Annotated in this window: 28 protein-coding genes; 24 read left to right on the top strand and 4 right to left on the bottom strand. The window is 31.2% G+C overall.

Features of this window, described 5'->3' with window-relative positions; translation table 11 throughout:
* Positions 1-11: 11 nt before the first annotated feature.
* The 3 genes from NST87_RS10725 to NST87_RS10715 all read left to right on the top strand — a co-directional run bounded on the left by NST87_RS10725 (position 12) and on the right by NST87_RS10715 (position 3,334).
* Positions 12-512 (top strand): hypothetical protein, encoded by a 501-nt coding sequence (locus NST87_RS10725; RefSeq protein WP_040029953.1) that lies wholly within the window; start codon positions 12-14, stop codon positions 510-512.
* Positions 513-1,090: 578 nt separating this feature from the next.
* Positions 1,091-2,158 carry a YkvI family membrane protein gene (locus tag NST87_RS10720; protein ID WP_019468164.1) on the top strand — a complete coding sequence of 356 codons (1,068 nt, stop codon included), beginning with the start codon at positions 1,091-1,093 and terminating at the stop codon, positions 2,156-2,158.
* Between the two features lie 144 nt (positions 2,159-2,302).
* Positions 2,303-3,334 carry an alpha/beta hydrolase gene (locus NST87_RS10715; protein WP_019468165.1) on the top strand — a complete coding sequence of 344 codons (1,032 nt, stop codon included), beginning with the start codon at positions 2,303-2,305 and terminating at the stop codon, positions 3,332-3,334.
* Positions 3,335-3,698: 364 nt separating this feature from the next.
* On the opposite strand, the gene NST87_RS10710 is transcribed toward NST87_RS10715, so the two are convergent.
* Positions 3,699-4,205 (bottom strand): GNAT family N-acetyltransferase, encoded by a 507-nt coding sequence (locus tag NST87_RS10710; RefSeq protein ID WP_019468166.1) that lies wholly within the window; start codon positions 4,203-4,205, stop codon positions 3,699-3,701.
* Between the two features lie 122 nt (positions 4,206-4,327).
* Here NST87_RS10710 and NST87_RS10705 point away from each other — a divergent pair, with 122 nt between their 5' ends.
* The 5 genes from NST87_RS10705 (at position 4,328) to NST87_RS10685 (ending at position 9,329) form a co-directional block, all read left to right on the top strand.
* Complete coding sequence (locus tag NST87_RS10705; RefSeq protein WP_040029952.1) at positions 4,328-5,245, top strand: NAD-dependent epimerase/dehydratase family protein; 918 nt, start codon at positions 4,328-4,330, stop codon at positions 5,243-5,245.
* Positions 5,246-5,258: 13 nt separating this feature from the next.
* On the top strand, positions 5,259-5,933 hold the full coding sequence (locus NST87_RS10700) for a response regulator transcription factor (RefSeq protein WP_019468168.1): 675 nt from the start codon (positions 5,259-5,261) through the stop codon (positions 5,931-5,933).
* Positions 5,926-6,951 (top strand): sensor histidine kinase, encoded by a 1,026-nt coding sequence (locus NST87_RS10695; RefSeq protein WP_019468169.1) that lies wholly within the window; start codon positions 5,926-5,928, stop codon positions 6,949-6,951. The genes NST87_RS10700 and NST87_RS10695 overlap by 8 nt, the downstream gene beginning before the upstream one ends.
* Before the next feature lie 739 nt (positions 6,952-7,690).
* The gene (locus tag NST87_RS10690; RefSeq protein WP_019468170.1) at positions 7,691-8,308 is read left to right on the top strand and encodes a DUF47 domain-containing protein; all 618 of its coding nucleotides are present in this window, start codon (positions 7,691-7,693) and stop codon (positions 8,306-8,308) included.
* A 13-nt stretch (positions 8,309-8,321) separates the two neighbouring features.
* Positions 8,322-9,329 (top strand): inorganic phosphate transporter, encoded by a 1,008-nt coding sequence (locus tag NST87_RS10685; protein WP_019468171.1) that lies wholly within the window; start codon positions 8,322-8,324, stop codon positions 9,327-9,329.
* A 594-nt stretch (positions 9,330-9,923) separates the two neighbouring features.
* On the opposite strand, the gene NST87_RS10680 is transcribed toward NST87_RS10685, so the two are convergent.
* Positions 9,924-10,733, bottom strand: a complete 810-nt coding sequence (locus tag NST87_RS10680; RefSeq protein ID WP_019468172.1) for a LysM peptidoglycan-binding domain-containing protein — start codon at positions 10,731-10,733, stop codon at positions 9,924-9,926.
* A gap of 451 nt (positions 10,734-11,184) precedes the next feature.
* Between NST87_RS10680 and NST87_RS10675 the strand changes: the two genes are divergently transcribed.
* The 6 genes from NST87_RS10675 (at position 11,185) to NST87_RS10645 (ending at position 16,089) form a co-directional block, all read left to right on the top strand.
* Positions 11,185-11,847, top strand: coding sequence for a Bax inhibitor-1/YccA family protein (locus NST87_RS10675; protein WP_040029951.1), 663 nt, complete (start codon positions 11,185-11,187; stop codon positions 11,845-11,847).
* A gap of 96 nt (positions 11,848-11,943) precedes the next feature.
* Complete coding sequence (locus NST87_RS10670) at positions 11,944-12,135, top strand: hypothetical protein (RefSeq protein ID WP_040029950.1); 192 nt, start codon at positions 11,944-11,946, stop codon at positions 12,133-12,135.
* A gap of 166 nt (positions 12,136-12,301) precedes the next feature.
* The gene (locus NST87_RS10665) at positions 12,302-12,658 is read left to right on the top strand and encodes a transcriptional regulator, SarA/Rot family (RefSeq protein WP_019468175.1); all 357 of its coding nucleotides are present in this window, start codon (positions 12,302-12,304) and stop codon (positions 12,656-12,658) included.
* 192 nt (positions 12,659-12,850) lie between these two features.
* A protein-coding gene (locus tag NST87_RS13845; protein WP_437129139.1) for an IS3 family transposase occupies positions 12,851-14,394 on the top strand; the annotation gives its coding sequence in 2 pieces (ribosomal slippage) (positions 12,851-13,525 and positions 13,528-14,394; 1,542 coding nt in all).
* Positions 14,395-14,867: 473 nt separating this feature from the next.
* Entirely contained in the window at positions 14,868-15,584 is a 717-nt protein-coding gene (locus tag NST87_RS10650) for a YebC/PmpR family DNA-binding transcriptional regulator (protein ID WP_019468176.1), read from the top strand.
* A 1-nt stretch (position 15,585) separates the two neighbouring features.
* Positions 15,586-16,089, top strand: coding sequence for a cupin domain-containing protein (locus NST87_RS10645; protein ID WP_019468177.1), 504 nt, complete (start codon positions 15,586-15,588; stop codon positions 16,087-16,089).
* A 70-nt stretch (positions 16,090-16,159) separates the two neighbouring features.
* On the opposite strand, the gene NST87_RS10640 is transcribed toward NST87_RS10645, so the two are convergent.
* Positions 16,160-17,272, bottom strand: a complete 1,113-nt coding sequence (locus NST87_RS10640; protein ID WP_019468178.1) for a 5-methyltetrahydropteroyltriglutamate--homocysteine S-methyltransferase — start codon at positions 17,270-17,272, stop codon at positions 16,160-16,162.
* 210 nt (positions 17,273-17,482) lie between these two features.
* Here NST87_RS10640 and NST87_RS10635 point away from each other — a divergent pair, with 210 nt between their 5' ends.
* The 5 genes from NST87_RS10635 to NST87_RS10615 all read left to right on the top strand — a co-directional run bounded on the left by NST87_RS10635 (position 17,483) and on the right by NST87_RS10615 (position 22,345).
* A complete protein-coding gene (locus tag NST87_RS10635) occupies positions 17,483-18,211 on the top strand; it encodes a DUF402 domain-containing protein (protein ID WP_064264637.1) in 729 nt (242 codons plus the stop codon).
* A 166-nt stretch (positions 18,212-18,377) separates the two neighbouring features.
* Complete coding sequence (locus NST87_RS10630; RefSeq protein WP_019468180.1) at positions 18,378-19,232, top strand: LysR family transcriptional regulator; 855 nt, start codon at positions 18,378-18,380, stop codon at positions 19,230-19,232.
* Positions 19,233-19,321: 89 nt separating this feature from the next.
* Positions 19,322-20,530 (top strand): sugar efflux transporter, encoded by a 1,209-nt coding sequence (locus NST87_RS10625; protein WP_019468181.1) that lies wholly within the window; start codon positions 19,322-19,324, stop codon positions 20,528-20,530.
* Between the two features lie 6 nt (positions 20,531-20,536).
* Positions 20,537-21,025, top strand: coding sequence for a DUF456 domain-containing protein (locus tag NST87_RS10620; RefSeq protein ID WP_019468182.1), 489 nt, complete (start codon positions 20,537-20,539; stop codon positions 21,023-21,025).
* A gap of 159 nt (positions 21,026-21,184) precedes the next feature.
* On the top strand, positions 21,185-22,345 hold the full coding sequence (locus NST87_RS10615; RefSeq protein WP_340721691.1) for an MFS transporter: 1,161 nt from the start codon (positions 21,185-21,187) through the stop codon (positions 22,343-22,345).
* Between the two features lie 76 nt (positions 22,346-22,421).
* Here the strand turns inward: NST87_RS10615 and NST87_RS10610 are convergent, their stop codons facing one another.
* A complete protein-coding gene (locus NST87_RS10610) occupies positions 22,422-23,105 on the bottom strand; it encodes a DUF1129 family protein (RefSeq protein ID WP_026034754.1) in 684 nt (227 codons plus the stop codon).
* Positions 23,106-23,203: 98 nt separating this feature from the next.
* Between NST87_RS10610 and NST87_RS10605 the strand changes: the two genes are divergently transcribed.
* The 5 genes from NST87_RS10605 (at position 23,204) to NST87_RS13840 (ending at position 26,791) form a co-directional block, all read left to right on the top strand.
* Complete coding sequence (locus NST87_RS10605; protein WP_019468185.1) at positions 23,204-23,665, top strand: GNAT family N-acetyltransferase; 462 nt, start codon at positions 23,204-23,206, stop codon at positions 23,663-23,665.
* Positions 23,666-23,718: 53 nt separating this feature from the next.
* Positions 23,719-23,931 (top strand): SA0632 family lipoprotein, encoded by a 213-nt coding sequence (locus NST87_RS10600; protein WP_019468186.1) that lies wholly within the window; start codon positions 23,719-23,721, stop codon positions 23,929-23,931.
* Positions 23,932-24,182: 251 nt separating this feature from the next.
* On the top strand, positions 24,183-24,479 hold the full coding sequence (locus NST87_RS10595) for a hypothetical protein (protein WP_019468187.1): 297 nt from the start codon (positions 24,183-24,185) through the stop codon (positions 24,477-24,479).
* A gap of 94 nt (positions 24,480-24,573) precedes the next feature.
* On the top strand, positions 24,574-25,128 hold the full coding sequence (locus NST87_RS10590; RefSeq protein ID WP_019468188.1) for a GNAT family N-acetyltransferase: 555 nt from the start codon (positions 24,574-24,576) through the stop codon (positions 25,126-25,128).
* Between the two features lie 119 nt (positions 25,129-25,247).
* A protein-coding gene (locus NST87_RS13840; RefSeq protein ID WP_437129139.1) for an IS3 family transposase occupies positions 25,248-26,791 on the top strand; the annotation gives its coding sequence in 2 pieces (ribosomal slippage) (positions 25,248-25,922 and positions 25,925-26,791; 1,542 coding nt in all).
* Positions 26,792-26,932 lie beyond the last annotated feature (141 nt).

Raw genomic sequence — 26,932 nt, 5'->3', positions numbered from 1 at the left:
AGGACATTGCAATGAAAGAATTGATACAAAAGCATGTCTTAAACGGCGAATTTGAATCAGTATACCGTCTTATGTCCCAGACAGATTTTATGGAATTTGAAGAAGCTTATATCTCAAGCGCTCATGAAGTGGAAAGTATCATGTTTTATACATGTATTTTAGATATGATGAAAACTGAAGAAACTGCAGAAATGCATGACTTAGCTTTTCTACTACTCGTTTATCCATTAAGTGAACTACAAGGTGCTTTAGATTCTGCGTATTATCATGCGGATTCATCCATAAAACTTACTGACGGCAAAGAAGTAAAAAGCTTATTACAGATGTTGTTATTACATGCAGTTCCCGAACCAGTCATTTCTGATAAAAAAGCATTAGAGATTTCTCGCCAAATACTTAAACTAGATCCAACGAATAGCGTTGCGCGTAATGTACTTAAAGAAACAGCGAAACGTTTAGATAATGTTGTCGTTGATTTCAATAAATTAAATCGTTTTAAAAATGCACATTAACTTGAGTGATAATTAAATTTTAGTATAGTGTTTAATTCTGATGTAAAAACAAATGTATATGAAAATGACTTTTGAGGCTGAGACAAATGGATTGTCTTAGCCTTTTTGTATGAGCAAAAGGACAGGTGAAACTAAACGTTATTTTCTTAAAATATTGTGATGTCTCGTTAGGTGGTACTACGAAAGCATTTTAAATCAATGAGATTTCTATTCTGCTCATTTTTATTTATTTATTATCATATGAGTAAAATTAACACCGTAATTTACCTTTTATATTTATTAATTATAGTTAGAGATGAAGTGATGAAAAATTTTTCATTTTATTTTTAGAATTATCATGAAATTAGAAAATGTATAAAGTTGCAAAATCTTATTGTAAATTGTTCATTTTTATAGTGTATCTAGGAATATGTGATTTATTTTTAAAAGATAAAATGAATGATTAAAAAGAAATATATTGTTTGACTATTATGTTTAATTTTAATGAATTGTGCAAATCTTAATTTTCTCATGTTGCAAATTACAGTCAGTACGTTATAATTACAAAATGTGTTAACTATGAGGAGGTTATTTATCACATGGGGTTGAATAAAGAAGCTATAAAAATTGGTTTCGCTTATGTCGGTATCGTCGTAGGTGCTGGCTTTTCAACAGGACAGGAAGTTATGCAATTCTTCTCACCATATGGCTTATGGTCATATATTGGTGTTTTACTTTCTGGGCTAATTTTAGGATTTATTGGTAGACAAGTTGCAAAAATTGGTACTGCGTTTGACGCACAAAACCATGAATCAACTTTAGACTATTTATTTGGAAATGCATTCAGTAAAATTGTAGACTACTTACTTATCTTTTTCCTATTTGGTATTTCAGTCACTATGATTGCTGGAGCAGGATCAACATTTCAAGAAAGTTTCGGTGTACCGACGTGGTTAGGTGCATTGATAATGGTAATTGCAATATATATCACACTATTGATGGACTTTAATAAAATTGTACGAGCTTTAGGTATCGTTACGCCATTCTTAATTATATTAGTAGTTATTATTGCTGCGTACTATCTTTTCAATGGTAGTATTTCACTTGGGAAAGTTAACGAAACTGTACCACATGACAGCTTATGGCTCGGTATACTTAAAGGTATTAACTATGGTGGTCTTGCATTTGCTGTAGGATTCAGTACTATTGTCGCTATAGGTGGCGATGCTTCAAGACGTCGCGTTTCAGGCGCTGGCGCGTTATTTGGAGGTATTATTTATACCATACTATTAGCGTTAATTAACTTTGCATTACAGTCTGAATTCCCAAAAATCAAAGATGCAGATATTCCGATGTTAACGTTAGCAAATGCAATTAATCCTTGGATAGCGCTTGTGCTATCGGTAATTATGTTAGTAGTAATGTATAATACAATTTTAGGTTTAATGTATTCATTTGCAGCGAGATTTACAGAACCATACAGTAAAAAGTATCATATCTTTATTATAGTTATGGTAATTGTGGCTTATGGTTTAAGTTTTGTAGGTTTCGCAGGATTAATTAACTACTTATATCCAATAATGGGATATGTTGGTTTAATTGTTGTTATTGGAGTACTTATTAAGTATTACAGTAGAAAACGACAAAACAAGAAATTTATTGCTTAATCTTTAAAAGTGAAAACATAATTTATATATGATATAGCTCAGCTTGCCAACATATGCAAGCTGAGTTTTCTACTTCATTATCTCTGTAATACTATTGTGAACTTATTTATTATGGTACAATGCTTCCGAAAGGAAAGGTAATCTATGAAGAAAAAACATAAATGGACCCTTATCACAACTTTTATCATTGTCACTGTTGTAGTAGTTATGGCAGTACTTTTAAAACTACAGTATGATAGACAAAACACGGGTAAAGTACACGAAAAAGTTCAAATTAATAATAAAAATGTGAATGCTTTTACAAACATCACTTATGGTAAAGGATTGCCAAATAGTCGACTTGATATATTAACTCCGAATGAATTGGATCAAGATAATAAACTGCCAGTAATCTTTTGGATGCATGGTGGAGGATTTATTGCAGGAGATAAACAATATAAAAATCCATTATTATCTAAGATTGCTGAACAGGGATATATAGTGGTGAATATTAATTATGCACTTGCACCAGATTTTAAATATCCTATGCAATTACAACAGATTGATCAAGCGGTGAGTTTTATTAAGAGAAATAAACATGAATTGCCTATTGATTTTAATCAAGTTATCTTTGGTGGTGATTCCGCAGGTGCACAATTATCAAGTCAATTCACAGCGATACAAACAAATGAATCTTTAAGAGAAGACATGAACTTTAAGCAACAATTCGAACCGGACCAGCTTAAAGCTGCCATCTTTTTTGGTGGATTTTATGACATGAAAACAGTTAGAGCAACAGAATTCCCAAGAATTCAACTCTTTATGGAAAGCTACACTGGGAAGCGCGATTGGGAACAACAATTTAAGTATATAAGTGAGATGTCTACTATCAATCAAGTTACAGAGGATTACCCTCCAACATTTTTATCAGTGGGTGATGCTGACCCATTTTATAGTCAAAATATTGAATTCTATAAAAAATTAAAGTCAACAGACGTACCAGTTGATACATTATTTTATGACGGTTCACATAAATTGAGACATCAGTATCAATTTCATATGGAATTGCCAGAGTCGCAGCAAAATATGAAAGACGTCTTAAGGTTTTTAAGTAGAAATACTACTTCCTCAGGTGTTGAAACGGAATATCAATCTGAAGATGCAAATCCAAATGGTGTTGAATTAAACCCGTACTAGGTTGACAATGGGTAACCATGTTTGAATCAAATAACCTCAACTTTATAAAGATTTTGAAATAAAAAAGCACTTTCGTTGAATGCAAATGAGATGTATTCATACGGAAGTGTTTTTATTAATATTGAATAGATTCATATTTATTTGTTAGTTCATTTTGACTATATGTTTGAGAATAAAATAGAAGTATTATCGGTGTGAGAATCGAAAGAAGTTGTGCGCTAAGTTTGTCTTGGTATCATATATAATTCTATAATGATATTATTGCTAAAATTTTCAAAAAGAATATGTTGTTATTTGGATAATTATCAAAAAACGATTAAACTGCAATTAAGGAAATATTTACTAACTCATTACATTTAATTTATTAAATTAGTAATTTGGCCATGATATATTTATTATAATAGCGATGTTCAATAAATAGTTTATCTTTAAGTTCTCCTTCGACTTGATAGTTTGCACTTTTAAATAAATCAACAGCAGTCGTATTTTCGGGAACGACTTCAACTTCAATACGATGAATGTCATGATTGAGACACCATGCTTCAATGGAATTAATTAATGATTGTCCTAATCCTTTTTCGCGATAATGCCTTATAACGCCCATAGAAAAATGTGCTTCATGCCGTGTGCGTTCGAAATTTTCGGTAGTGACAATTGCAAATCCTACAAGTTCACCATTGTTTTCTGCAATATAAATTGCATTAGAAGGAGAAGTTATATAATGTTCTAAGGTTGCGATAGCATCTGTATTAGAGGGTGCATACTCGCCGGGATTGTATATCAAATAATCAGATTCATCATAAATCGTACTTAATAGTTTTATAAAAGGTTCTATATCGTTGATACCAATTTCTCGAATTTGATGAACCATATATGTCCACTCCTCATTTTCATTTTTTAAAACTCAGTTATAGTATAACGTAACATCATTAACATGAATTTACTAGGGAATAATTAAAATAAGAAAAAATATATGATAAAGGGTGTCGTATAATGAAACCGAATATATTGCTTGCGGGCGTAACAGGATATATAGGAAAGAATCTAATTGAATCCATTAAAGATGAAGGGATCTTATACACATTGTCTAAGTATCCTAAAGAAAGAGAATATAAAGAAATTATTTGGCTTGAAAAGGACATTTATAATTATAATGATGTTTTAACTGCTATGGAAGGTATAGACATTGCAATATATTATTTGGACCCTACCAAGCATTCTGCTAAGTTAACACATGCAACTGCTAGGGATATCAATTTGATAGCTGCAGATAATTTTGGTAGAGCTACAGCAAAACAAGGTGTGAGTAAGATTATATATATTAGTGGTAGTCGTTTCGATGTTGAAACGAAAAGACGTTTATCGGCATATGGCACTGAAGTAGAAGAGACGACAGCACAAGTGGCACGCCCACACGTAGCAGTTGAGTTACAAACATCGAAATACGATGATGTAAGAAGTGCGCTAAGTATACAATTACCGATGAATTGGACATTAAATCAAATGGTCACATACTATTTTAAATGGCTAGATGAAACGAAAGGTACATTATTACATACAGCAAAACAAGGTGATAATTTTATCGTTTATATGAAAAATAAGCGTAATCCTATACTAGTACTACGTAAGTCGAAGACTGAAAAAGATATCATAACGTTGTATCTTGTAAGTGGTAGTATTGTAAAACCTAATTTAAAAAAGCAAGGGAAATTAGAGTTTCGCAAATTAAAAGATACACAACAAGTTATCGTACACCTGTTTGATTATATCCCGAAATTAACTTGGCCGATATATTATTTATTACAGTCACCTTTCCAAGATTTAATGATGAGAGGATTTGAAATTGATTGCCGTATTAAACATTACCAAGGTCGAATTAATTCTGGAGAAAATATAAAATATACAAAATAGTTGAGGTGAACTTATGGAAATCTTATTAGTGGAAGATGATATGACTTTATTTAAAGAACTTAGTGAAGAGTTGGAACAGTGGGATTTTAATGTGAATGGTATCGATGATTTTAATCTTGTAATAGAGAAGTTTCAAGCGGTGGATCCAGCCATAGTCATTATGGATGTTAAACTACCGAAATATGATGGATTTTACTGGACGAGAAAGATTCGAGAAATATCAAATACACCAATTTTATTTTTATCCTCAAGAGATAACCCAATGGATCAAGTAATGAGCATGGAATTAGGCGCAGACGACTATGTTCAAAAACCATTTAATACGAATATTTTAATTGCTAAGTTACAAGCGATATATAGACGCGTTTATCAATTTAGTATAGATGAAAAAAGGGTCATAACTTGGCAAGAAGCGACACTCGATCTTACAAAGGATAGTATCAATAAAGGTGATCAAGTCATATACTTATCTAAAACAGAAATGATTATTTTAGAGATGTTAGTAAAAAAACAAGATACGATTGTAACTAGAGACACACTGATAACTGCACTTTGGGACGATGAGGCGTTTGTCAGTGATAATACCTTAACTGTAAATGTGAATCGTTTAAGAAAGAAACTTGCAGATATAAATATGAAAGATGCAATTGAAACTAAAATCGGTAAGGGATACATGGCTCATGGATAGTATTAAATGGGTTGTGTTATTTCTCCGTTCACGGAAAAACTGGATATTTTGGTTAATCATTTTGCAATTCATCTTTTTAGGTATTGCATTTTTAGATTATGATTTAAATGTAAACAGTGTTTTATATATAATTATTTTAAATATAGGATTAAGTTGTATTTTTTTAGTATTTACATACTTAAAAGAAGTTAAGTTTTATAAACACTTAGATGATAATATAGAGCCCGAAGCGTTAAAGCATAAATCACTGGCAGATACGCCATTTCAACAAGAGATGTTAGACTATTTATATGATCAAATTACGACACAAAAAAAATTAGTGACTGAACAAAAACAACAAATTAAATCTACTGAAGCTGCGTTAACAGATTTCGTGCATGATATTAAGACGCCAGTCACTGCATTGAAATTATTGATTGAAAAAGAAAATGATGACAATAGAAGACGAGCACTACTATTTGAATGGACACGTATCAACGATATGTTAGATAAACATCTGTTTTTGACTCGATTAGAGTCACAAAATAAAGATATGTATTATGAATATGTGTATTTAAAACGCTTAGTCATAGATGAAATACAGATTACTAGGTATATTAGCCAAGCGAAAGGCATTGGTTTTGATCTTGAATTTGAAGACGATTATAAAGTATATACAGATACGAAATGGTGTCGAATGATGATAAGACAAATTCTTTCTAATGCTATTAAATATAGTGAAAATAGCACAATTTATATAAGTGGAAGGCTGATTGAAAACCATGTGACGTTGGAAATTGAGGATGAAGGTAGGGGAATAAGTAAAAAAGACTTGCCAAGAATTTTTGATAAAGGTTTCACCTCAACGAAAAATCGTAATGAAACGACGTCTTCTGGTATAGGGCTATATCTGGTAAAAAATGTAAAAGAAAAATTAGCTATAACTGTTCATATCAATTCTGAAATCAATAAAGGAACGAAAGTACAGTTTGTTTTTCCAAACCAAAATGAAATTGTTGAAAGGTTATCTGACTTTTGAAACTGTTCATATGCAATGTATGAAAATGCGTTGACAAATAAAGATGTTTAAATATTGTATTTATCGACTATGATGGACCGAAATTTACACAAAGTGTAAAAACGCAGAGCTTGAGACATGAATGACGTGGTTAGCGCCAAAGTGGCGATCCCTAATTTTGCTAAAGGGATTGCCATTTTTTGTTATTTAGTTATATTTACTGTAATTAAAATAAACAATATATTCACATTTGACGCTATTGTGTATTAAATGAACCGTTGACGGAAATATTTATTGTCATGAATTTTAAGATAAGTGCTATCTTGAAATAATTTGACGTATGCTAATTCTGAAAAATATAGAAAAATAATTGTTGATTATAAATAATAATTATGCAATTATTGCTATTGTGCGTTTTGATGTATGAATTTATCAGTTTCTTAATCATTTTTGAAAAATTATAAATACGACAGAACAATATACACACAATTATTAATTTAACGAAAATGTAATGTTAAGAATTTGTAAACTTAATTGTAGGATTGTTAAATTTGTGCTATTTTCAAATAAGGACAAATCAACATTTGTGAGATTTTTTAAACCTAGTAAGCAAATACTCATTTACATAATATTAATAAATCAAAAAAAGTAATGGGTGTATTGTAAATCTTGCCAATTTTAATTTGTCTAGAAAAGAATGTAATTTTTTAAATTTATTGAAGGTGATTGTATTGGTCACTGTAAATGGAGGATTTTTTGAATGTTTAACAAGAAAAAAGATAAGTTCATGGTGAAACTTGAAGAAATGGTTTTCAACTTAGACCGTGCAGCAATTGAATTTGGTAAAATGGATTTTAATACACACTTAGACCTTAAAGCGTACTCAGATAACATTAAAACATACGAATCGCATGGTGATGAGCTTATGCATCAAGTGATTTCGGATTTGAACCAAACATTCATTACACCTATTGAACGTGAGGACATCCTCTCTTTATGTAACGCTATTGATGATGTTTTAGATGCAATTGAAGAAACATCAGCAATGTTTGAAATGTACTCTATAGAATATACAGATGAATATATGGCTGAATTTGTTGATAATATCCAAAAAGCTATTGCTGAAATGAAATTAGCAGTAGGCTTACTTGTCGATAAAAAATTATCTCACATGCGCATTCATTCTATTAATATTAAAGAATTTGAAACTAACTGTGATGGTATATTACGCCAGTCAATTAAACATATTTTTAACAGTGAAACTGATCCTATCACACTTATTAAAATCAAAGAGATTTATGAAAGTCTAGAAGAAATTGCCGATAAATGTCAAGCTGTAGCGAATAACTTTGAAACAATAATAATGAAAAATAGCTAAGGAGTCCTAACTTATGGAATATATTTTGATTATCACAGTAGCTATCGTTATTTTTTCTTTGATATTTGACTTTATCAATGGTTTCCATGATACAGCCAATGCCGTCGCTACTGCTGTTTCAACACGTGCATTAACTCCTAGAACTGCGATTATTTTGGCGTCAGTTATGAACTTTATTGGTGCATTAACATTTACTGGAGTTGCAAGTACGATAACAAAAGATATTGTAGATCCATTTAAATTAGAAAATGGTCTAGTTGTGGTTTTAGCTGCTATTTTGGCAGCAATCATTTGGAATTTAGTAACTTGGTTTTTTGGAATACCTAGTTCATCTTCACATGCATTAATTGGCTCAATCGCTGGTGCAGCAATTGCTTCGCAAGGTACATTTGCTGTACTACACTATCAAGGCTTTACAAAAATAATAATTGTATTACTTTTATCACCAGTTATTGCGTTTTGTGTTGGTTTTATTATGTATTCAATTGTTAAAGTAGTTTTCAAAAATGCAAATCTTACGAAAACAAATCGTAATTTTAGATTTTTCCAAATTTTCACTGCTTCATTACAATCATTTTCACATGGTACAAATGATGCACAAAAATCAATGGGTATTATTACTTTAGCGCTTATAGTTGCGAATATCCAAACCGGTACAAGCACCGAGCCTCAACTATGGGTTAAGGTTGCCTGTGCTACTGCGATGGGGTTAGGTACAGCTGTTGGTGGTTGGAAAATCATCAAAACAGTTGGTGGAAACATAATGAAAATACGTCCAGCTAATGGTGCAGCAGCTGATTTATCTTCTGCTTTAACTATTTTTGTTGCGTCATCATTACATTTTCCACTTTCAACGACGCATGTCGTGTCTTCATCTATATTAGGTGTAGGTTCTTCTAACCGTATTAAAGGTGTGAAATGGAATACTGCACAACGTATGATTATTACTTGGGTAATCACACTACCTATTTCTGCGTTATTAGCTGCTTTAATATATTTTGTAATCAATCTTGTTTTATAAGTATTAACAAAGGTTAATACTAAATAAATTTAAGAATGAGTTTAAGTACTACATCTTATTCTCAAGATAAAGGAGTAATCTATATACAATAGGATTACTCCTTTCAGTCTGCCGACCAAGTCTCTGATTTTGTCGGCATTTTTTTGTGCGTGCGCTCTTTTTCTTAGGTATTGCCTTATACAGCAGTATTCGGCTTGTGGACTTTCACAGAAGTCGACTCAAATCACTGGCGGAATTATAATATAAAGTAAGCAGTGGTGTTATTTGTTATGTTGCATAACTCAATTGGTAGAGGTGATTAATGAAATAATTGAACAAGGGGAAGAAAAGAGAAAGAAGTTAAAAAGCTAAAAATATATTTCAATATAAATGAGATAGTAGTACAGGTTTATCTCATGAATATATTGATTTAACATGATCACAATTTGGATGAAGGCAGTACATACTTATTTAATCAAAACAATGAATCAAGAGATGAAAATTGAGCAAAAGAAAACGTCAATTTCTATATGGTTTCCATAGAAATTGACGTATATTTGTTTGATAAAGAGGTTTAAGTCTTTCCTCTTTTTTTAATCATTTATTTTGGTTATCTTAATGAATATAATTATAACTAGAAGCAGTAGATGCTGGAATTGTACGATAATCTACTGTACCTGGAGGTGTATTATAATTCATTTCTGATATTAAAATACTGCCATCAGGGTTTACTTGCTCAACATATGCAACATGACCAATTGGACCTTCATAATTTTGCATGATAGAACCAGCAGTTGGCGTATTGTTTACTGTATAGCCGTCTGCAGCAGCATTGTTAGCCCAGTGATCAGCGTTCCACCAATATGTACTAATTGGTTGTCCAGTTTCTGCTCTACGGTTAAATACATGCCATGTACATTGACCCCAATCATATAAATTAGCGTCACTAGCAGAAGAATTACCAGTAGAAGGTGTTTGTGTAGCAGTGTTACCAGAACCACCAGAACCACCAACACTTGACCCATTAGGAATCGTAAGTGATTGACCAGGATGGATTAAATAACCATTTAGATTATTTTCTGACATTAATGCATCTACTGAAACACCGTAATTATTAGCAATGATGTTTAATGATTCACCAGATTTAACTGTATGTGAAGAACCACCTGATGTTTGTGAAGAAGTGTTTGAACTTGAGCTTTGACCACTTCCACCAATTTCGATAACTTGTCCCGGAAATACCATATTGTTATCGAGGTTATTGTTTTGTTTAATCTCATCTACTGAAACACCATATTGTTCAGAGATTGTCCAAAGTGACTCACCTGATTGTACTGTATGTTGTGTTGATGCTTCAGCTTCATGGTTAGCAATAAATGCTGCTGCACCTGAAGCAGCAGTTACTGCAAATGCGAACTTTTTCAAAAGAACTCCTCCTCACACCTATATAAATAACTCATTTTAAATTATATATATCTGTTTGATTTTCTTTATTTGAATTCATGTTACATACTAACAAAAAATAGGCGACTTGTGTTTATTGTTATAGAGATGTAACATTATTAACATTTTTGTGCGTTGGGATGTAAATATAATAAATACTTTTGTTATGGACTTTAAACGGGATTTGAGTGTTGAAATTCATTTAAAAATTTATTACTTTGTAACATTTGAAAATGTGTAAATTTCAATTAACTTAAATATCTTTTTAGAATTGATAATAAAATGTTTGATATAGCTTGGAATAGTGAAAATAAAAGTAATACATTTAAGCAAAAACAAAACTATAACGACGTTTAAGCACTTTGATTATACAAATTAGCAAATTAATTTCAATTAATGTGTAAAACGTTATAACATCTAAGGAGTGAATTGGTTGGCTGAATCAACACAACAAATTAATCAAAAGCATTCTAAATCAAAAAAAGACAAATCCAAATCCCATGCGTATGGTAAAGTATGGTTATTCTTTGTTTATTACTGGATTATTTTTGGTATTGGCTGTTATTTTGGACAGTTTTTACCTATGGAATGGAGAAAGCCACTATCTATCGTCTTACTCGTATTAGTATTATTTACAGTTTTAACTAATCGTGCACGTAAGTATGGATTAGTTATTTCGCATATATATGCAATAGTTGTGGGTTTATTGTCCTATGCTACATTTACAGCTTATTTGCAAAATTTAGGGCCAGAAGTGTTTTATAAAAATGTGTTACTAGCAATAGGTGCTTTTATCGCATTTGGTATAATTGGTTATTTTATTGTCGATAACGCTGCAGGTATGGGTAAATATTTATTTGTTACGTTAGTCGCACTGATTGTTGCTGGAATCATCGGTATGTTTGTGCATAATCCAATATTCCATACAATCATTACAGTAGTAGGTTTATTGTTATTCTTATTATATACAATATATGATTTTAATCGTATGAAACGTGGTCAGTTTTCTCCGCGAGAAATGGGATTCAACTTATTCATCAATTTATTACACATTATCAAATATGTATTAAGACTAGCGAACAAATTTAAAAAATAATATATAAGATTTAAAATTTACAAACCGTAAATAATAAATTTTAAAGATTTAAAGTTAAGAAAAAAGCATTTAATTTTTAAAGAGACTTATAATAATATGCATGGAAATATCAATTGTGTAATACCATGCAATTTACGTGAGAAATACCAATGGTCTGATTTATTTATAGAAAAAATTGAAGCATATAATAAGCCGCTAATTAACGTGTTTGAACATCCATTTAATGACGAATTTTTAAGTGTAGATATCGATTATAACACTGTCCACATTATTGATATTTATAAATAAGCATTTGAGTATGGAATATATAATCAATTTAATATGTTTTATAAAATTTAATTTACTGGTGTTCGTAATAATGACAAAGCTATAAAAATAAATGATAAAGACAGAGCTACTTTTTTTAGAGATAATGAAATTGTATTGCTTACTAGCGTTTGGAGGTGTAGCAACAATGACTGATGAAAATAAAGCGCAGTTATTAAAAATTTATAAAAAATATAATAGAGTAATGTCATATATAGAAAATAAATATAAATTAACAATGAATGATATTGCGATTTTGGAAATAATACAGCAAAATTGTAGACAGCAAAACATGCTGATGCAACCATTTTTAAAAATTGCGACGACTGAACTAGATTTGAGCCGAACAAAAGTGTTAGCGTCAATTCGACGATTAATTAACCAAGATCGTGTAAGCAAATTACGTTCAACAAAAGATGAAAGAAAAGTTTTTTTATCGATGACTGAAGAGAATAATACGAAGTATCAAACTTTGTTAGATGAAATCGAAGCACAGGTAGACTAAAATATTAAAAAATGCATAATTACATAAAAAATATCGCTATATTAAGTTACGAATATTAAAGATTATAACGGTACTGCGTGAACGAATATGAGATATTAATCTCATACGCGATATAAAGGGACTTTTCCATATTTTGATATGCTCCCTTCAAAGTAGACACTTAAAAATGTAAACTTTGAAGGGAGCTTTTTTATGACTCATAGAAAATTATCACCTGAAACTTATCAAAAAGCTTTCAGCTTATATGAAGAAGGATATAGTATGAAAAATGTAATTCAAAAATTAAATTTAAATTGTTCTCCTAGAACATTATTGATTAACTATTATAAATTTAAGAAGCATGGAATAAAGGTGCTTTTACCAATTCAGAGAAATAATACCTACTCAAATGAATTTAAGCTTAAAGTTGTGCACGAATATATAAATGATGGCCTATCTTTAACTGATTTAGTAGTTAAATATAATATCCCCACTACTTCAACTGTAAACAAATGGATTTCAAAGTATTTGTCGGGTAAAATATTAAAAACATATTCTCCAAAACCCGAGGTGTATCAATTGAAATATAAATCATTAACATTTGAAGATCGTGTAGAAATCGTTGATTATTATATGAATCATGGCCAATCGTATAAGACAACAGCAAATCATTTTAACATCAATTATAGCCAAGTATATAACTGGGTAAAAAAGTACAACTTGCATGGATATGATGGGCTTAAAGATGGACGTGGAAAAGGGAAACCCCAGTCTGTATTAACACCTGAAGAGGCATTAAAAGCTGAAATTAAGATACTTAAAGAGAAAAATAAATTTCTTCAAATGGAAAATGACGTTTTAAAAAAGGAAGAAGAAATAGAAAGGAAGTTGATGAAACAGGCATCAGACAAAAAGCATCATACCAAACGGTAAAAGCATTTAAAAACCTTTATCCGATAGCTTGGTTATGTTCAGTATTAAAGATATCACGTTCAAGTTACTATAAATGGTTACATCGCAAACCATCAAATAAAGAAATTGAAAACCAAAAATTGATCAAAGATATCGTTGATATCTACAATAAATACAAAGGCATATATGGATATCGTCGTATATACATATATTTAAGACTTAAACTACATCAAAAAGTAAATCATAAACGTGTCTATAGATTGATGAATCAACTGAATCTAAAATCTACTATCCGCCCTAAAAGAAAACGATATATTAAAACAACACCTGAAATTACAGCACATAATATATTAAATAGAAAATTTGAAGAACAAATCCCAAATAAAAAATGGTTAACTGACGTTACAGAATTCAAACTAAGCAATGGTAAAAAACTTTACTTAAGTGCTATTTATGACTTAGGCAGCAAACAGATTATCAGTCATAAATTAAGTACCTCAAATAACAATAAATTTGTATTAGATACGCTCAAAAAAGCAGTCAAACTTGTGCCGAATACCGAAGGTATACTCTTACATAGCGACAGAGGATATCAATATACAAGCAGATTATTTAAAGTTACGTTAGAGCAACTTGGTATAAAACAAAGTATGTCACGACCAGGATGTTGCATAGATAATGGACCTATGGAAGGTGTATGGGGAACTATTAAAAGTGAATTGTTTAGAGGAAGAAAAAAAGTGATTTTTAAAGACAAGGCTACAGCAATAAAAGCAATTAATTCATATATAGAATTTTTTAATCAAGAAAGAATAACATTAAAAATGGCTACCCTTATATCGTAAATATAAGGTAGCCATAAACATTTTGTTTTTTTCACTGTCTACTTGACAGGGTGCAGTTCATTTTGTGGATTAGTCCTTTTTACAATTGAACTGATATCATTTTAATCGTGTTTATTTGACTAGGTATAGCTTGAAGTTATAGTACATCGACGCTAAGTTTACAATGAAGCAAACACGTTTCAAATTCGCTTTGAAATATGTACTCAAGTGAAAAAAGGCTATACATACTATAAAATTACTATCTTACAACTTTAAAAGGTGATATTTATAAATTTAAATCAACCTATATGATTTGAACCTTTGTGATCAACTATCAATGTTCGCTTTAAATAAATGACAAAACAGTTAAGTTTAACTGAGAGCATCAATAAAAAATACAAGCAAAGTAGCATGTTTATCTATGTGATATAATAAAAATATTGTATAATATGATGTACTGATATACGCATTTAATTAGAAAGTGAGATGAAATTATGGGACGTAAGTGGAATAATATTAAAGAGAAAAAGGCCCAAAAAGATAAGAATACGAGTAGAATTTATGCTAAATTTGGTAAAGAAATCTATGTAGCGGCTAAATCTGGTGAACCCGATCCAGTATCAAACCAAGCTTTAAGATTAACATTAGAAAGAGCAAAGACATATTCTGTGCCTAACCATATTATAGATAAAGCTATTGAAAAAGCTAAAGGTGGCGGCGAAGAAAATTACGATGAGTTGCGATATGAAGGATTCGGCTCAAATGGTTCAATGATAATTGTAGATGCGCTTACTGATAATGTTAATAGAACCGCATCTGATGTTCGTGCCGCATTTGGTAAAAATGGTGGCAATATGGGGGTTTCTGGATCTGTTGCTTATATGTTTGAACATACTGCAGTATTTGGTGTTGAAGACAAGCCAGCGGATGATGTCTTAGAAAGTTTAATGGAACAAGAGATAGATGTTAGAGATGTCATAGACGAAGATGGTTTAACAATTGTATATGCTGAGCCTGATCAATTTGCGCAAGTACAAGATGCATTACGTGCATCAGGTGTTGAAACATTTAAAGTAGCGGAATTTGAAATGTTACCACAGTCAGATATTGAATTATCAACAGAAGATCAAGAAACATTCGAACAATTAATTGAAGCATTAGAAGATTTAGAAGATGTACAAAATGTATTCCATAATGTGGATTTGAAATAACATGGATAAAAATCAAGAAGTACAAAAATGGATTGAACAATTACAATTACAGCCGCATCCAGAAGGTGGGTATTATAAAGAGACTATAAAAGAGATACCTGATAACTCAAATCAAAGGTCAGCTTATTCTAGTATATATTTTCTTTTAACGCATGATAATATATCACATTTTCATCGTATAGATGCCGATGAAATCTGGTATTACCATGCAGGATCTTCTTTAACTGTTCACATGATACACCCAGACGGTAGCTATCAAAAAGTAACTGTAGGGCCACATATCGAAAACGGTGATGTATTACAACATGTAGTGCCAAAAGGTACGATTTTTGCCTCGTCTATTGAAGATTGTGCTGGTTATGCGCTTGTGGGTTGCATGTGCCATCCAGCATTTGAATTTAACCATTTTGAGTTATTGAGTAAAGAATGGTTAAACGAAACTTACCCAGAGTTAAAACAAATTAACGATCGTTATGCTTTATCATCACTGGACATTAATAGTTAAATATAAAAGCAAACTCGTGTTACTTTCTCATTAAAACGCTTGTGAAAGTAACACGAGTTTCTTGTTTATATTATTTTGAAGTACCAAAAACTTCATTAGCGATTTCAACAATATAAGCTAACTTTTTCCATTGTTCTTCTTCTGTCAATTTATTGCCTTCTTCTGTAGACGCAAAGCCGCATTGCGGACTTAGACAAATTTGTTCTAAATCTATATAATTTTGTGCTTCTTTTACACGTTTTAAAATAGTATCTTTATCTTCTAACTCACCGTTTTTTGAAGTGAATAATCCTAATACTGCAAATGAACGGTCTTTTGGGAAAAATCTTAAGGGTTCGAAATCACCTGAACGTTTATCGTCATATTCTAAGAAGAAACCATCTAATTGTTCTTTGAATAGATACGGTGCGATTGGTTCGTAACCACCAGAAATGGCCCAAGTAGATTGATAATTTCCACGACAAATATGTGTTGTGATTAATAAATCTTTTGGTAAATCACTGATTGCTTCATTAATCACTTTATAAGCAAGCTGACGCGCAATTTCTTTTTCTGATTCACTTCTATCACGCCCACGTGTGTTTTGTGTTCCAGAAGTCAAGTTTGCCCAATACACATCATCTAGTTGAATATAACGTGCACCAAGCTCATAGAATTTAAGTGAACTATCATGATAAGCCTTTGCTACATCATGTGCAAAATCATTGATGTCAGGATATATTTCTTCGTTTAAAATATTAGGGTGGAATAATTGGTTTGGACTTGGAATTGAAACTTTTGCTGTTGCACGACCGTTTACCTTATCATATAAAAATTTAAAGTGTTCAAAATGGGGATGATTTGGATTGAATGCAACTTTATCAACCACTTTGACGTTGTGATTTCTAGTTTCTACACCTTCAAATGTTAAACCTCGCTCAGATGTGTAACCTTCAACACCATCCAAGTTTTCTAAGAAATCGAAATGCCACCAACTTCGGCGGAATTCACCATCAGTAATACTATGTAAACCAATTTCTAGTTGTTTATCTATGATGCGTTCAATTTCTTCATCTTCTATATTTTTTAAAGTTTGTGCATCTATTTCGTTGTTTTGATAATCTTTGCGTGCATCTTTTAAGCGTTTTGGACGTAGCAAACTCCCTACGTGATCCGCTCTAAATGGTCTTTGTGTCGTTGACATATGGCTATCTCCCTTTTTAAAGAATTTTCTGAAAAATATATTAAAAATTTAACAAAGTTCTCAACAATTGTCAATTTCGCTTTTGCGCTATGAAATATAGTACAATAAAAATAATTATCTACTCACTATTAATTAAAAATTTAAATGTAACAAACATAAGATGACATGTAAGGTTCAGTTTTATATAATAATGACAAGGAGTTGGTGGCAGTGAAAGTAAAATATATTGATAAACGTCACTGGCGTCGCATCATTGACCGAGAGTATACGGAAGTCAAAGTGAATAATAACAAATTTAAAGGTATTATTGGTTTAGTAACGATGAAAAAAGTACGTGAACCGCTAGAAGTATCGGTGGTAGGACAAAATATTGTTGTTGCCGATGATAACTATCAGTGGTTACAAATATTACCTGAAAAAAAGCGTTATAGTATCACAGTGATGTTAGACGACAAGGGCAATCCGTTAGAATATTACTTTGACATAAATATAAAAAACGTTACGCAAAAAGGAAATGCGCGTACGATTGATTTATGCTTGGACGTATTAGCATTACCTGGTGGAGCATACGAGCTTGTAGATGAAGACGACTTATTACGCGCGTTAAATCAAGGACAAATAACGAAGAAACAATATCACGAAGCATACATTATCGCACATCAGTTAATGATTAAAATTGATACAGATTTTACAACGATGCAAGACAAAATTATGTATTGTTTTCATAAGATAAAACAAAAAGCGAATTCTCAAAAGCAATCTTCTTTTAATAAACAAAAATTTAAAGGGAAAAAGCATAAAGACAAAGACTCTGTATACAATGAGACTAAACATAAGTCGATTAAAAAATACAATAAGCATTATAATCATTCTAATCAAAACAAAAATAAATCACATCATAGTAAGATTAAAGATTCAAATGCATCTCAAAAATCTTAAAATTGTGGTAAACAAAATTCCCTATATTAGTCATGCATTAACCATGTTATAGTAAACACTGCGAGAATTGAAGATTACTGAATATAAGTAATTAACGCAAAGTAGATACAAGTAAGGCCACCATAAATAAAGATATTTAAGTATTTGTAAAAATAGGGGGATAATTATGAAGATTGACGATTATCGCTTGTTAACTACATTAGATGAGACAAAAACGCTCAGGAAAGCAGCAGAAATTTTATATATCTCTCAACCAGCAGTAACACAACGATTAAAAGCGATAGAAAATGCATTTGGTGTCGACATATTCATACGTACAAAAAAGCAATTAATAACCACGACTGAGGGTATGATGATTATTGAACACGCGCGTGATATGTTAAATAGAGAGCGTCTATTTTTAGATAAGATGCAAGCACATATCGGCGAAGTAAATGGTACCATTTCCATCGGTTGTTCGTCTTTAATAGGTCAAACGTTGTTGCCGGTTGTATTGAATTTATATACACGACAATTTCCAAATGTAGAAATTCAAGTTCAAGTAGGATCAAGTGAACAAATTAAAGCGAATCATAGAGATTACCATGTGATGATTATTCGTGGTAATAAAATGATGAATTTAAGCAACACACATTTATTTAATGACGAACATTATTTTATCCATCCAAAAAATCGTAATGATGAAGTAGAAAAGATGCCGTTTATCGAATTTCAGGCTGACCCTATATATATTAACCAAATTAAAGAATGGTATGGTAGTCAAATTGGTCAAGATTATCATGCGATGATTACGGTTGACCAAGTGGCGACATGTAAAGAAATGTTATTAAATGGTGTTGGCGTGACAATATTGCCAGAAATAATGATGAAACATTTGGATAAGGAACAATTTGCGTTTCAACGCGTAGATATAGACGATAAGCCGCTGATTCGTTCTACTTATTTAAGCTATGATCCAAGCATGTTACAGTTGCCACAAGTTGATTCATTTATTAATTTAATAATGGAATACGTAGAATAATAATTATTCACAATTGAATATTTTGGTTCAGTTATAAAAGTAACTTTGCGAAGAGTTATATTGAATTTAATAGGAATAGAGGACGCTAAATGTTTAGTGAATTGTTACATATAAAAAATTATAAATTATTTGTTGTTAATATGATGATGTTAGGTATGGGAATTGCGATCACTGTACCGTATCTGGTGTTATTTGCCACAAATGATTTAGGTATGACTTCTACCCAATATGGCTTGTTATTAGCATTAGCTGCAATTAGCCAATTTACAATGAATACAATTGTAGCGCGTTTTTCTGATACACATAGTATCAATAGAAAAACGATTATTATTACTGCACTTTTTATGGGCGCAGTCAGTTTTTCAATTTATTTTTATGTTCATGAAATATGGATTTTTATAGCAATGTATGCCATTTTTCAAGGTTGTTTTGCCCCAGCTATGCCACAAATGTATGCGTCAGCGAGAGAATCGATCAATACTTCTACATCAAAGGATAGAGCGAAATTCGCTAACGCTGTATTACGTTCGATGTTTTCATTTGGTTTCTTGTTCGGTCCACTTATAGGTGCGTTGTTACTCAGTTTTAAAGGATATGCAGGTTTATTTGGCGGAACGATAACAATCATATTATTCACACTTTTATTACAAGTTTTTTTCTTTAAAGATATTCAAACAAAGCGTCCGGTAGCAGATAGTACACATGTCGAAGCGGCTGCACCTAATATGCTGAGAGATAAAGTTTTGTTTGTACCATTTTTGGCTTTTATTTTATTACATATAGGACAATGGATGTATACGTTGAATATGCCATTGTATGTAACGAACTTTTTAAACGAGCCAGAAAGTCGAGTGGGCGTGCTAGCTAGTATCTGTGCAGGACTAGAAGTACCATTTATGGTCATATTAGGTATTTTATCGGCCAAGTTGACTACACGTACGTTACTGATACTTGGAGGTTTGTTTGGAGGATTATTCTATTTTAGTATTGGCGTATTTAACAGTCTTATCATGATGATTGTGGGCCAGGTGTTTCTAGCGATTTTCCTAGCAATTTTGCTCGGATTAGGTATAAGTTATTTCCAAGATATTTTACCTGATTTTCCTGGTTATGCATCTACATTATTTGCTAATGCGATGGTTATAGGACAATTATGTGGTAATCTGCTCGGCGGTATAATGAGTCACTGGGTAGGCTTAGGCAACGTGTTCTTTGTTTCTGCAGGATCAATATTTTTAGGTATGATTTTAATATATTTTACGAAAGAACAAAAATTCACAGAAGAAAGTATGGAGTAGATTGTAATGACATTGATTTTATGGTTATTTATTATAGCAGCATTTGTTTTAGCGTTTATCGGTTTAATTAAACCAATTATACCATCAGTACTTATATTGTGGATTGGTTTCTTAATTTATCAATTCGGCTTTGATAATCATCATTTGTCTTGGATTTTTTATGTATCGATGGCATTGTTCACAATATTTATTATTATTGCGGATTTCATTATGAATAAATATTTTGTCAGTAAATTCGGTGGATCAAAATTAAGCGAGTATGCAGCATTGATTGGTGTTATCGTTGGTTGTTTTGTCTTTCCACCATTTGGAATAATCATTATCCCGTTTATAGCGGTGTTAGTAGTTGAATTTATACAGGAGCCACACTTTTCTAAAGCTTTAAAGGCAAGTTTTGGTTCAGTTGTAGCATTTTTAGCAAGTTCTATCGCTCAAGCGATAATAATGATTATTATGGTGATTTGGTTTTTCATTGATGCATTATTAATCAATTAATTTACGTAGTGAAAGATGTCACAAGAGGCATACAATCTTGGCGAGCGTCCTTATAGCATAAATGAATTGGAATATAAGCAATCTTCTTGTTTTCGTTATGACTACTTTAGTATAATCACTCACATGTGTTAAAAAGCGGGAATAGGAAGGGAGTCTTAAATGAAATATCCAATTGCTATATGGATGCTCGCAATCGGTGCGTTTGCAATAGGAATGACAGAGTTTGTAATTATGGGATTATTACCCAACATCGCTAGAGATTTTGATGTTAGTGTGAGTCAAGCTGGTCAACTGATTACAGGTTACGCTTTAGGTGTTGCTATCGGTGGTCCTATCATTGTAATGTTGACAATTAAATGGAATAGAAAATATTTATTGTTGGCATTAATGGCGATATTTATTATAGGAAACTTTGCAGCATCATTCAGTCCTAATTATGGATTCATGATGACGAGTCGAATTATTACTTCATTAGCGCATGGTTCATTTTTTGGTATAGGTTCAATATTAGCAGCAAGTATGGTTAAACCAGAAAAGCGTGCTAGTGCAATGGCATTAATGTTTATGGGTTTAAGCATGAGTAATTTATTAGGTGTGCCATTTGGAACGTTAATCGGCCAAAACTTTGGTTGGCCAATGACATTTATTATTATATCAATTATCGGAGCATTAGCATTAATAGGTATTATTATATTTGTACCAATGAAAAAAGAAACAGTTAAATCATCTGTATTAAATGAACTGAAAATCTTAAAAGAAAAACGCTTATGGTTAACATTAGCTGTTACATTATTTGGATTTAGCAGTGTGTTTGCTTACTTTACTTATATATCAACAGTACTTATTGATGTGTCACATGTACAAGAAAATTTAATTTCATATTTATTGATTATATTTGGTATTGGTGTCACATTAGGTAATGTTGTAGGCGGAAAACTTGCAGATTGGAATTTAAATAAAGCATTAAAAATGATATTTAGTGTATTTATTTTATATTTCATCTTATTATATTTTGTACAAATGAATGGACTATTAATGGTAGCAGGTATTTTCTTTTTCGGTCTGATCGGTTTCAGTATGAGTCCGTCACTACAATATAAAAGTACTTTAATTTCACAAGATGCACCAACACTTGCGAGTACGCTTAACCAATCAGCATTTAATTTAGGTAATGCTTTGGGTGCGTTTATCGGAGGTGTCGTGGTAACAAATCTACCAGTTGCATCATTAAGTTTAATTGCGCCAATATTAACATTAATTGGCCTTATATTCTTATTTATCAATATTGCAGTAGAAAAGAAAGAAAGTATAACAACATAAGTGAACCATAAACTAAAAACACGTCAGCCACTTCTTGAATTTTAGAAGCATGTGCTAACGTGTTTTTTAATTATCTTTATAAAGAAGCGTTTGTATTTTTATTAGTAAAGTGATGATCAATATATAATGCTGTTGGAATGAAGATGAAAGAAATAATAATAAAAGTCCAGTTGCTAATTAATATATATGGTCCGACAGTTAAAAGTGTCTGTGGAATGAAAAAAACATAAAATATCCCGCATACGGATAAAAGTAAAACGAGATATGTTAAAAGCCAAGATAAATGTGATGTACTAAAACAGCGTATTTGGACTGTTTTAAATAACATCCAAATAAAGAAAAAAATGATAGCAATACCTACGATTAATGTGAGTGGAAAAGTATATAGATATAGTCGTTTTGCACCAATAAAAAATCCTGCAAATCCTTTGAGAAAACAAAAAATACCCACAAACAGCATAATATGACGCATAATATACTTGAAAATATTTCTTATTGTTTCATTTGGTAAACGTCTAAGTTCTCTTTTGGCGTGAGCTTTAGGATCATGATCAAAGAATTCCATTGCTAATGCACCATCTTTTTCTGCTTCTAACAACTGATTTAAAACACGATTTAACATTTTTTCAGAATCATGCGGATTGACACTCAAATCAGCTCTAACGTAAGTCATATAATTTTCGAAAGTATCTCGATCTGTATTATTTAAACGTAATGCTTTTACATTGTTTTCACGCATTAATTTATCGGTAGATTTCATTGGCATTTGGCATTCCTTCTTACATATAAAATATATTTATAATGCTAATTATGACTAATATAGTATTATAAATCAATAACACTTTCAAAGGAGTAATAATGGAATATTTAAAACAAACACAACAACAATATTTAAATGAAATTGCAGAAATTCACGAACAACAACTTAATGAACAATATGAGCAATATCAAAACACTACTATCTCTGTTGCATTGCGTAAAGAAATGATTGAAAATGGATTAATGGCCAACACAGATGTTGTGATTATCGAAATACAACAACGACGAATGATTGCTTTTATCTGGGCAAGGTATTTAAAACAATACCAAAAAGTCATTATTGAAATGTTGTATGTTTCCGAGGATTATCGCAATCAAGGTATAGCGAAAGTATTAAAAAAAGAAGTGGAAATATGGGCGCATGCTAAAGGCGCTTTAGAAATCGAAAGCACAGTAGTCAACCACAATAACGCAATGAAAGATTTGAATTTTAAACTTGGATATCATATAAGTTCAGTGACTATGAATAAAAGATTAATAATAAATAATGAAGATATTTAAAAATAATGATAAAATTATATTATTATTATGAAATTAACAAAAGGAGTTCTTACATGAAAAAATGTTTAGCACTCATACTTGCGTCCACTGTGTTACTTACAGCCTGTGGAAAAAATGATGAAAAAGCAACGTTAGAGAAAGATATTGATAAATTAGAAAAGCAAAATAAAGATTTGAAAAAGCAAAAAGAAGATTTAGAAAAACAAAAAGATAAACTCCAAGATAAGTCAAAGAATTTAGAAAAAGATGTTAACACTGAAACATAGGCTTCTAAACGTATTTCTTTACAAAATGATTTTATGCAATATTTCCCAGGAAATTATTGTACTATCGTTTTACAAGTTGTTATAATGGGTATCATTAACGTAATGAACATAAAAAGTTTTAAAAAATAGATTTGAAATTATAAGTCAGTTGTCTAGCAATAACTTTATATCAAGTGTGACTTTATAATGAATCATTTATTATACGCAGTTTTTAAACAATCATTTTTCATTAGGAGAAAGAGGGAATAACGATGCATGAAAAAGATTTTGTATTACTAGAAGGGCGTTCAATTACGCTTCCAGAATTAGGTAGAGAAATTGAAAGTATAACTGGTAGAGAAATCAAAGATTCAACGGGTGAAATTAAACGTGTTATTGCACATTTACCAAACTTTGAATCTGATACTGATACATTTGTAGCTACTTACAAATTAAATCATAAAAATGATTTTATAGATGCAACATTTACCGCACCAAAAAGTGAACGTGGTCGGTTAAAAGAAGTGGCTGTAAATGTTGAATTGATTAGTTATATTTCAAAAGCATAAGCAAAGCTTAATCCATGTGATAGCGCGGTATGAGAATAATCATAACGCGTTATTTTCTATAGAAATTTAATTTCCAGTTTAGAGGTGTAACAGTATGACAGTTTATATAGAAACTGAGCGTTTAAGGTTACGGGACTGGCAAGCAGAAGATTTACTTCCATTTCAACAGATGAATGCGAATCATCAAGTCCGTAGATATTTCCCGAGTTTATTAAGTTATCGACGTTCAGAACATGATATGAAAAAGATGAATGACATTATTATAAATCATGGTATAGGACTTTTTGCTGTTGAATTAAAAGAAACAAATGGATGGCTTGGTTTTATTGGATTGAACTATGTACCTAAAGACAGCAAATATACGTTTGATGAGTTACCATTCTATGAAATTGGCTGGCGTTTAATCCCGGAAGTATGGGGGAATGGTTTCGCAACTGAAGGTGCAGAAGCGGTACTCCAATATGCAAAACAGCATGGTATTAATGACGTATACGCATTTACTTCAGAAAATAATGCGCCTTCACGTAAGGTTATGGAAAAAATAGGTATGGAATTATATGATTTCTTTGAATACCCAGAATTAAGCAAATATCATCCACTTAAAAGACATGTTAGGTATTATAAAGATCTAACAAAACAAGCAAAATAGAAGTTTAAATAAAGTAGTGGGGCATAAAGCTCAATCTCATAAAAAAGACTAATCCATATGATGATATGCTCCCTTCAAAGTAGACACTTAAAAATGTAAACTTTGAAGGGAGCTTTTTTATGACTCATAGAAAATTATCACCTGAAACTTATCAAAAAGCTTTCAGCTTATATGAAGAAGGATATAGTATGAAAAATGTAATTCAAAAATTAAATTTAAATTGTTCTCCTAGAACATTATTGATTAACTATTATAAATTTAAGAAGCATGGAATAAAGGTGCTTTTACCAATTCAGAGAAATAATACCTACTCAAATGAATTTAAGCTTAAAGTTGTGCACGAATATATAAATGATGGCCTATCTTTAACTGATTTAGTAGTTAAATATAATATCCCCACTACTTCAACTGTAAACAAATGGATTTCAAAGTATTTGTCGGGTAAAATATTAAAAACATATTCTCCAAAACCCGAGGTGTATCAATTGAAATATAAATCATTAACATTTGAAGATCGTGTAGAAATCGTTGATTATTATATGAATCATGGCCAATCGTATAAGACAACAGCAAATCATTTTAACATCAATTATAGCCAAGTATATAACTGGGTAAAAAAGTACAACTTGCATGGATATGATGGGCTTAAAGATGGACGTGGAAAAGGGAAACCCCAGTCTGTATTAACACCTGAAGAGGCATTAAAAGCTGAAATTAAGATACTTAAAGAGAAAAATAAATTTCTTCAAATGGAAAATGACGTTTTAAAAAAGGAAGAAGAAATAGAAAGGAAGTTGATGAAACAGGCATCAGACAAAAAGCATCATACCAAACGGTAAAAGCATTTAAAAACCTTTATCCGATAGCTTGGTTATGTTCAGTATTAAAGATATCACGTTCAAGTTACTATAAATGGTTACATCGCAAACCATCAAATAAAGAAATTGAAAACCAAAAATTGATCAAAGATATCGTTGATATCTACAATAAATACAAAGGCATATATGGATATCGTCGTATATACATATATTTAAGACTTAAACTACATCAAAAAGTAAATCATAAACGTGTCTATAGATTGATGAATCAACTGAATCTAAAATCTACTATCCGCCCTAAAAGAAAACGATATATTAAAACAACACCTGAAATTACAGCACATAATATATTAAATAGAAAATTTGAAGAACAAATCCCAAATAAAAAATGGTTAACTGACGTTACAGAATTCAAACTAAGCAATGGTAAAAAACTTTACTTAAGTGCTATTTATGACTTAGGCAGCAAACAGATTATCAGTCATAAATTAAGTACCTCAAATAACAATAAATTTGTATTAGATACGCTCAAAAAAGCAGTCAAACTTGTGCCGAATACCGAAGGTATACTCTTACATAGCGACAGAGGATATCAATATACAAGCAGATTATTTAAAGTTACGTTAGAGCAACTTGGTATAAAACAAAGTATGTCACGACCAGGATGTTGCATAGATAATGGACCTATGGAAGGTGTATGGGGAACTATTAAAAGTGAATTGTTTAGAGGAAGAAAAAAAGTGATTTTTAAAGACAAGGCTACAGCAATAAAAGCAATTAATTCATATATAGAATTTTTTAATCAAGAAAGAATAACATTAAAAATGGCTACCCTTATATCGTAAATATAAGGTAGCCATAAACATTTTGTTTTTTTCACTGTCTACTTGACAGGGTGCAGTTCATGAAATGGATTAGTCTTTTTTTATTATGATTTTAACCGTGCATGCTTGCCTGGGGATATGGCTCGAGCCTGTAGTCTCTCA

It is taken from the genome of Staphylococcus sp. FSL W8-0271, from assembly GCF_038006605.1.
In the GTDB taxonomy this organism is placed as follows: domain Bacteria; phylum Bacillota; class Bacilli; order Staphylococcales; family Staphylococcaceae; genus Staphylococcus; species Staphylococcus cohnii.
Note: the sequence above shows the minus strand (reverse complement) of the source record. Positions and strands in the feature narration are given on the sequence as shown.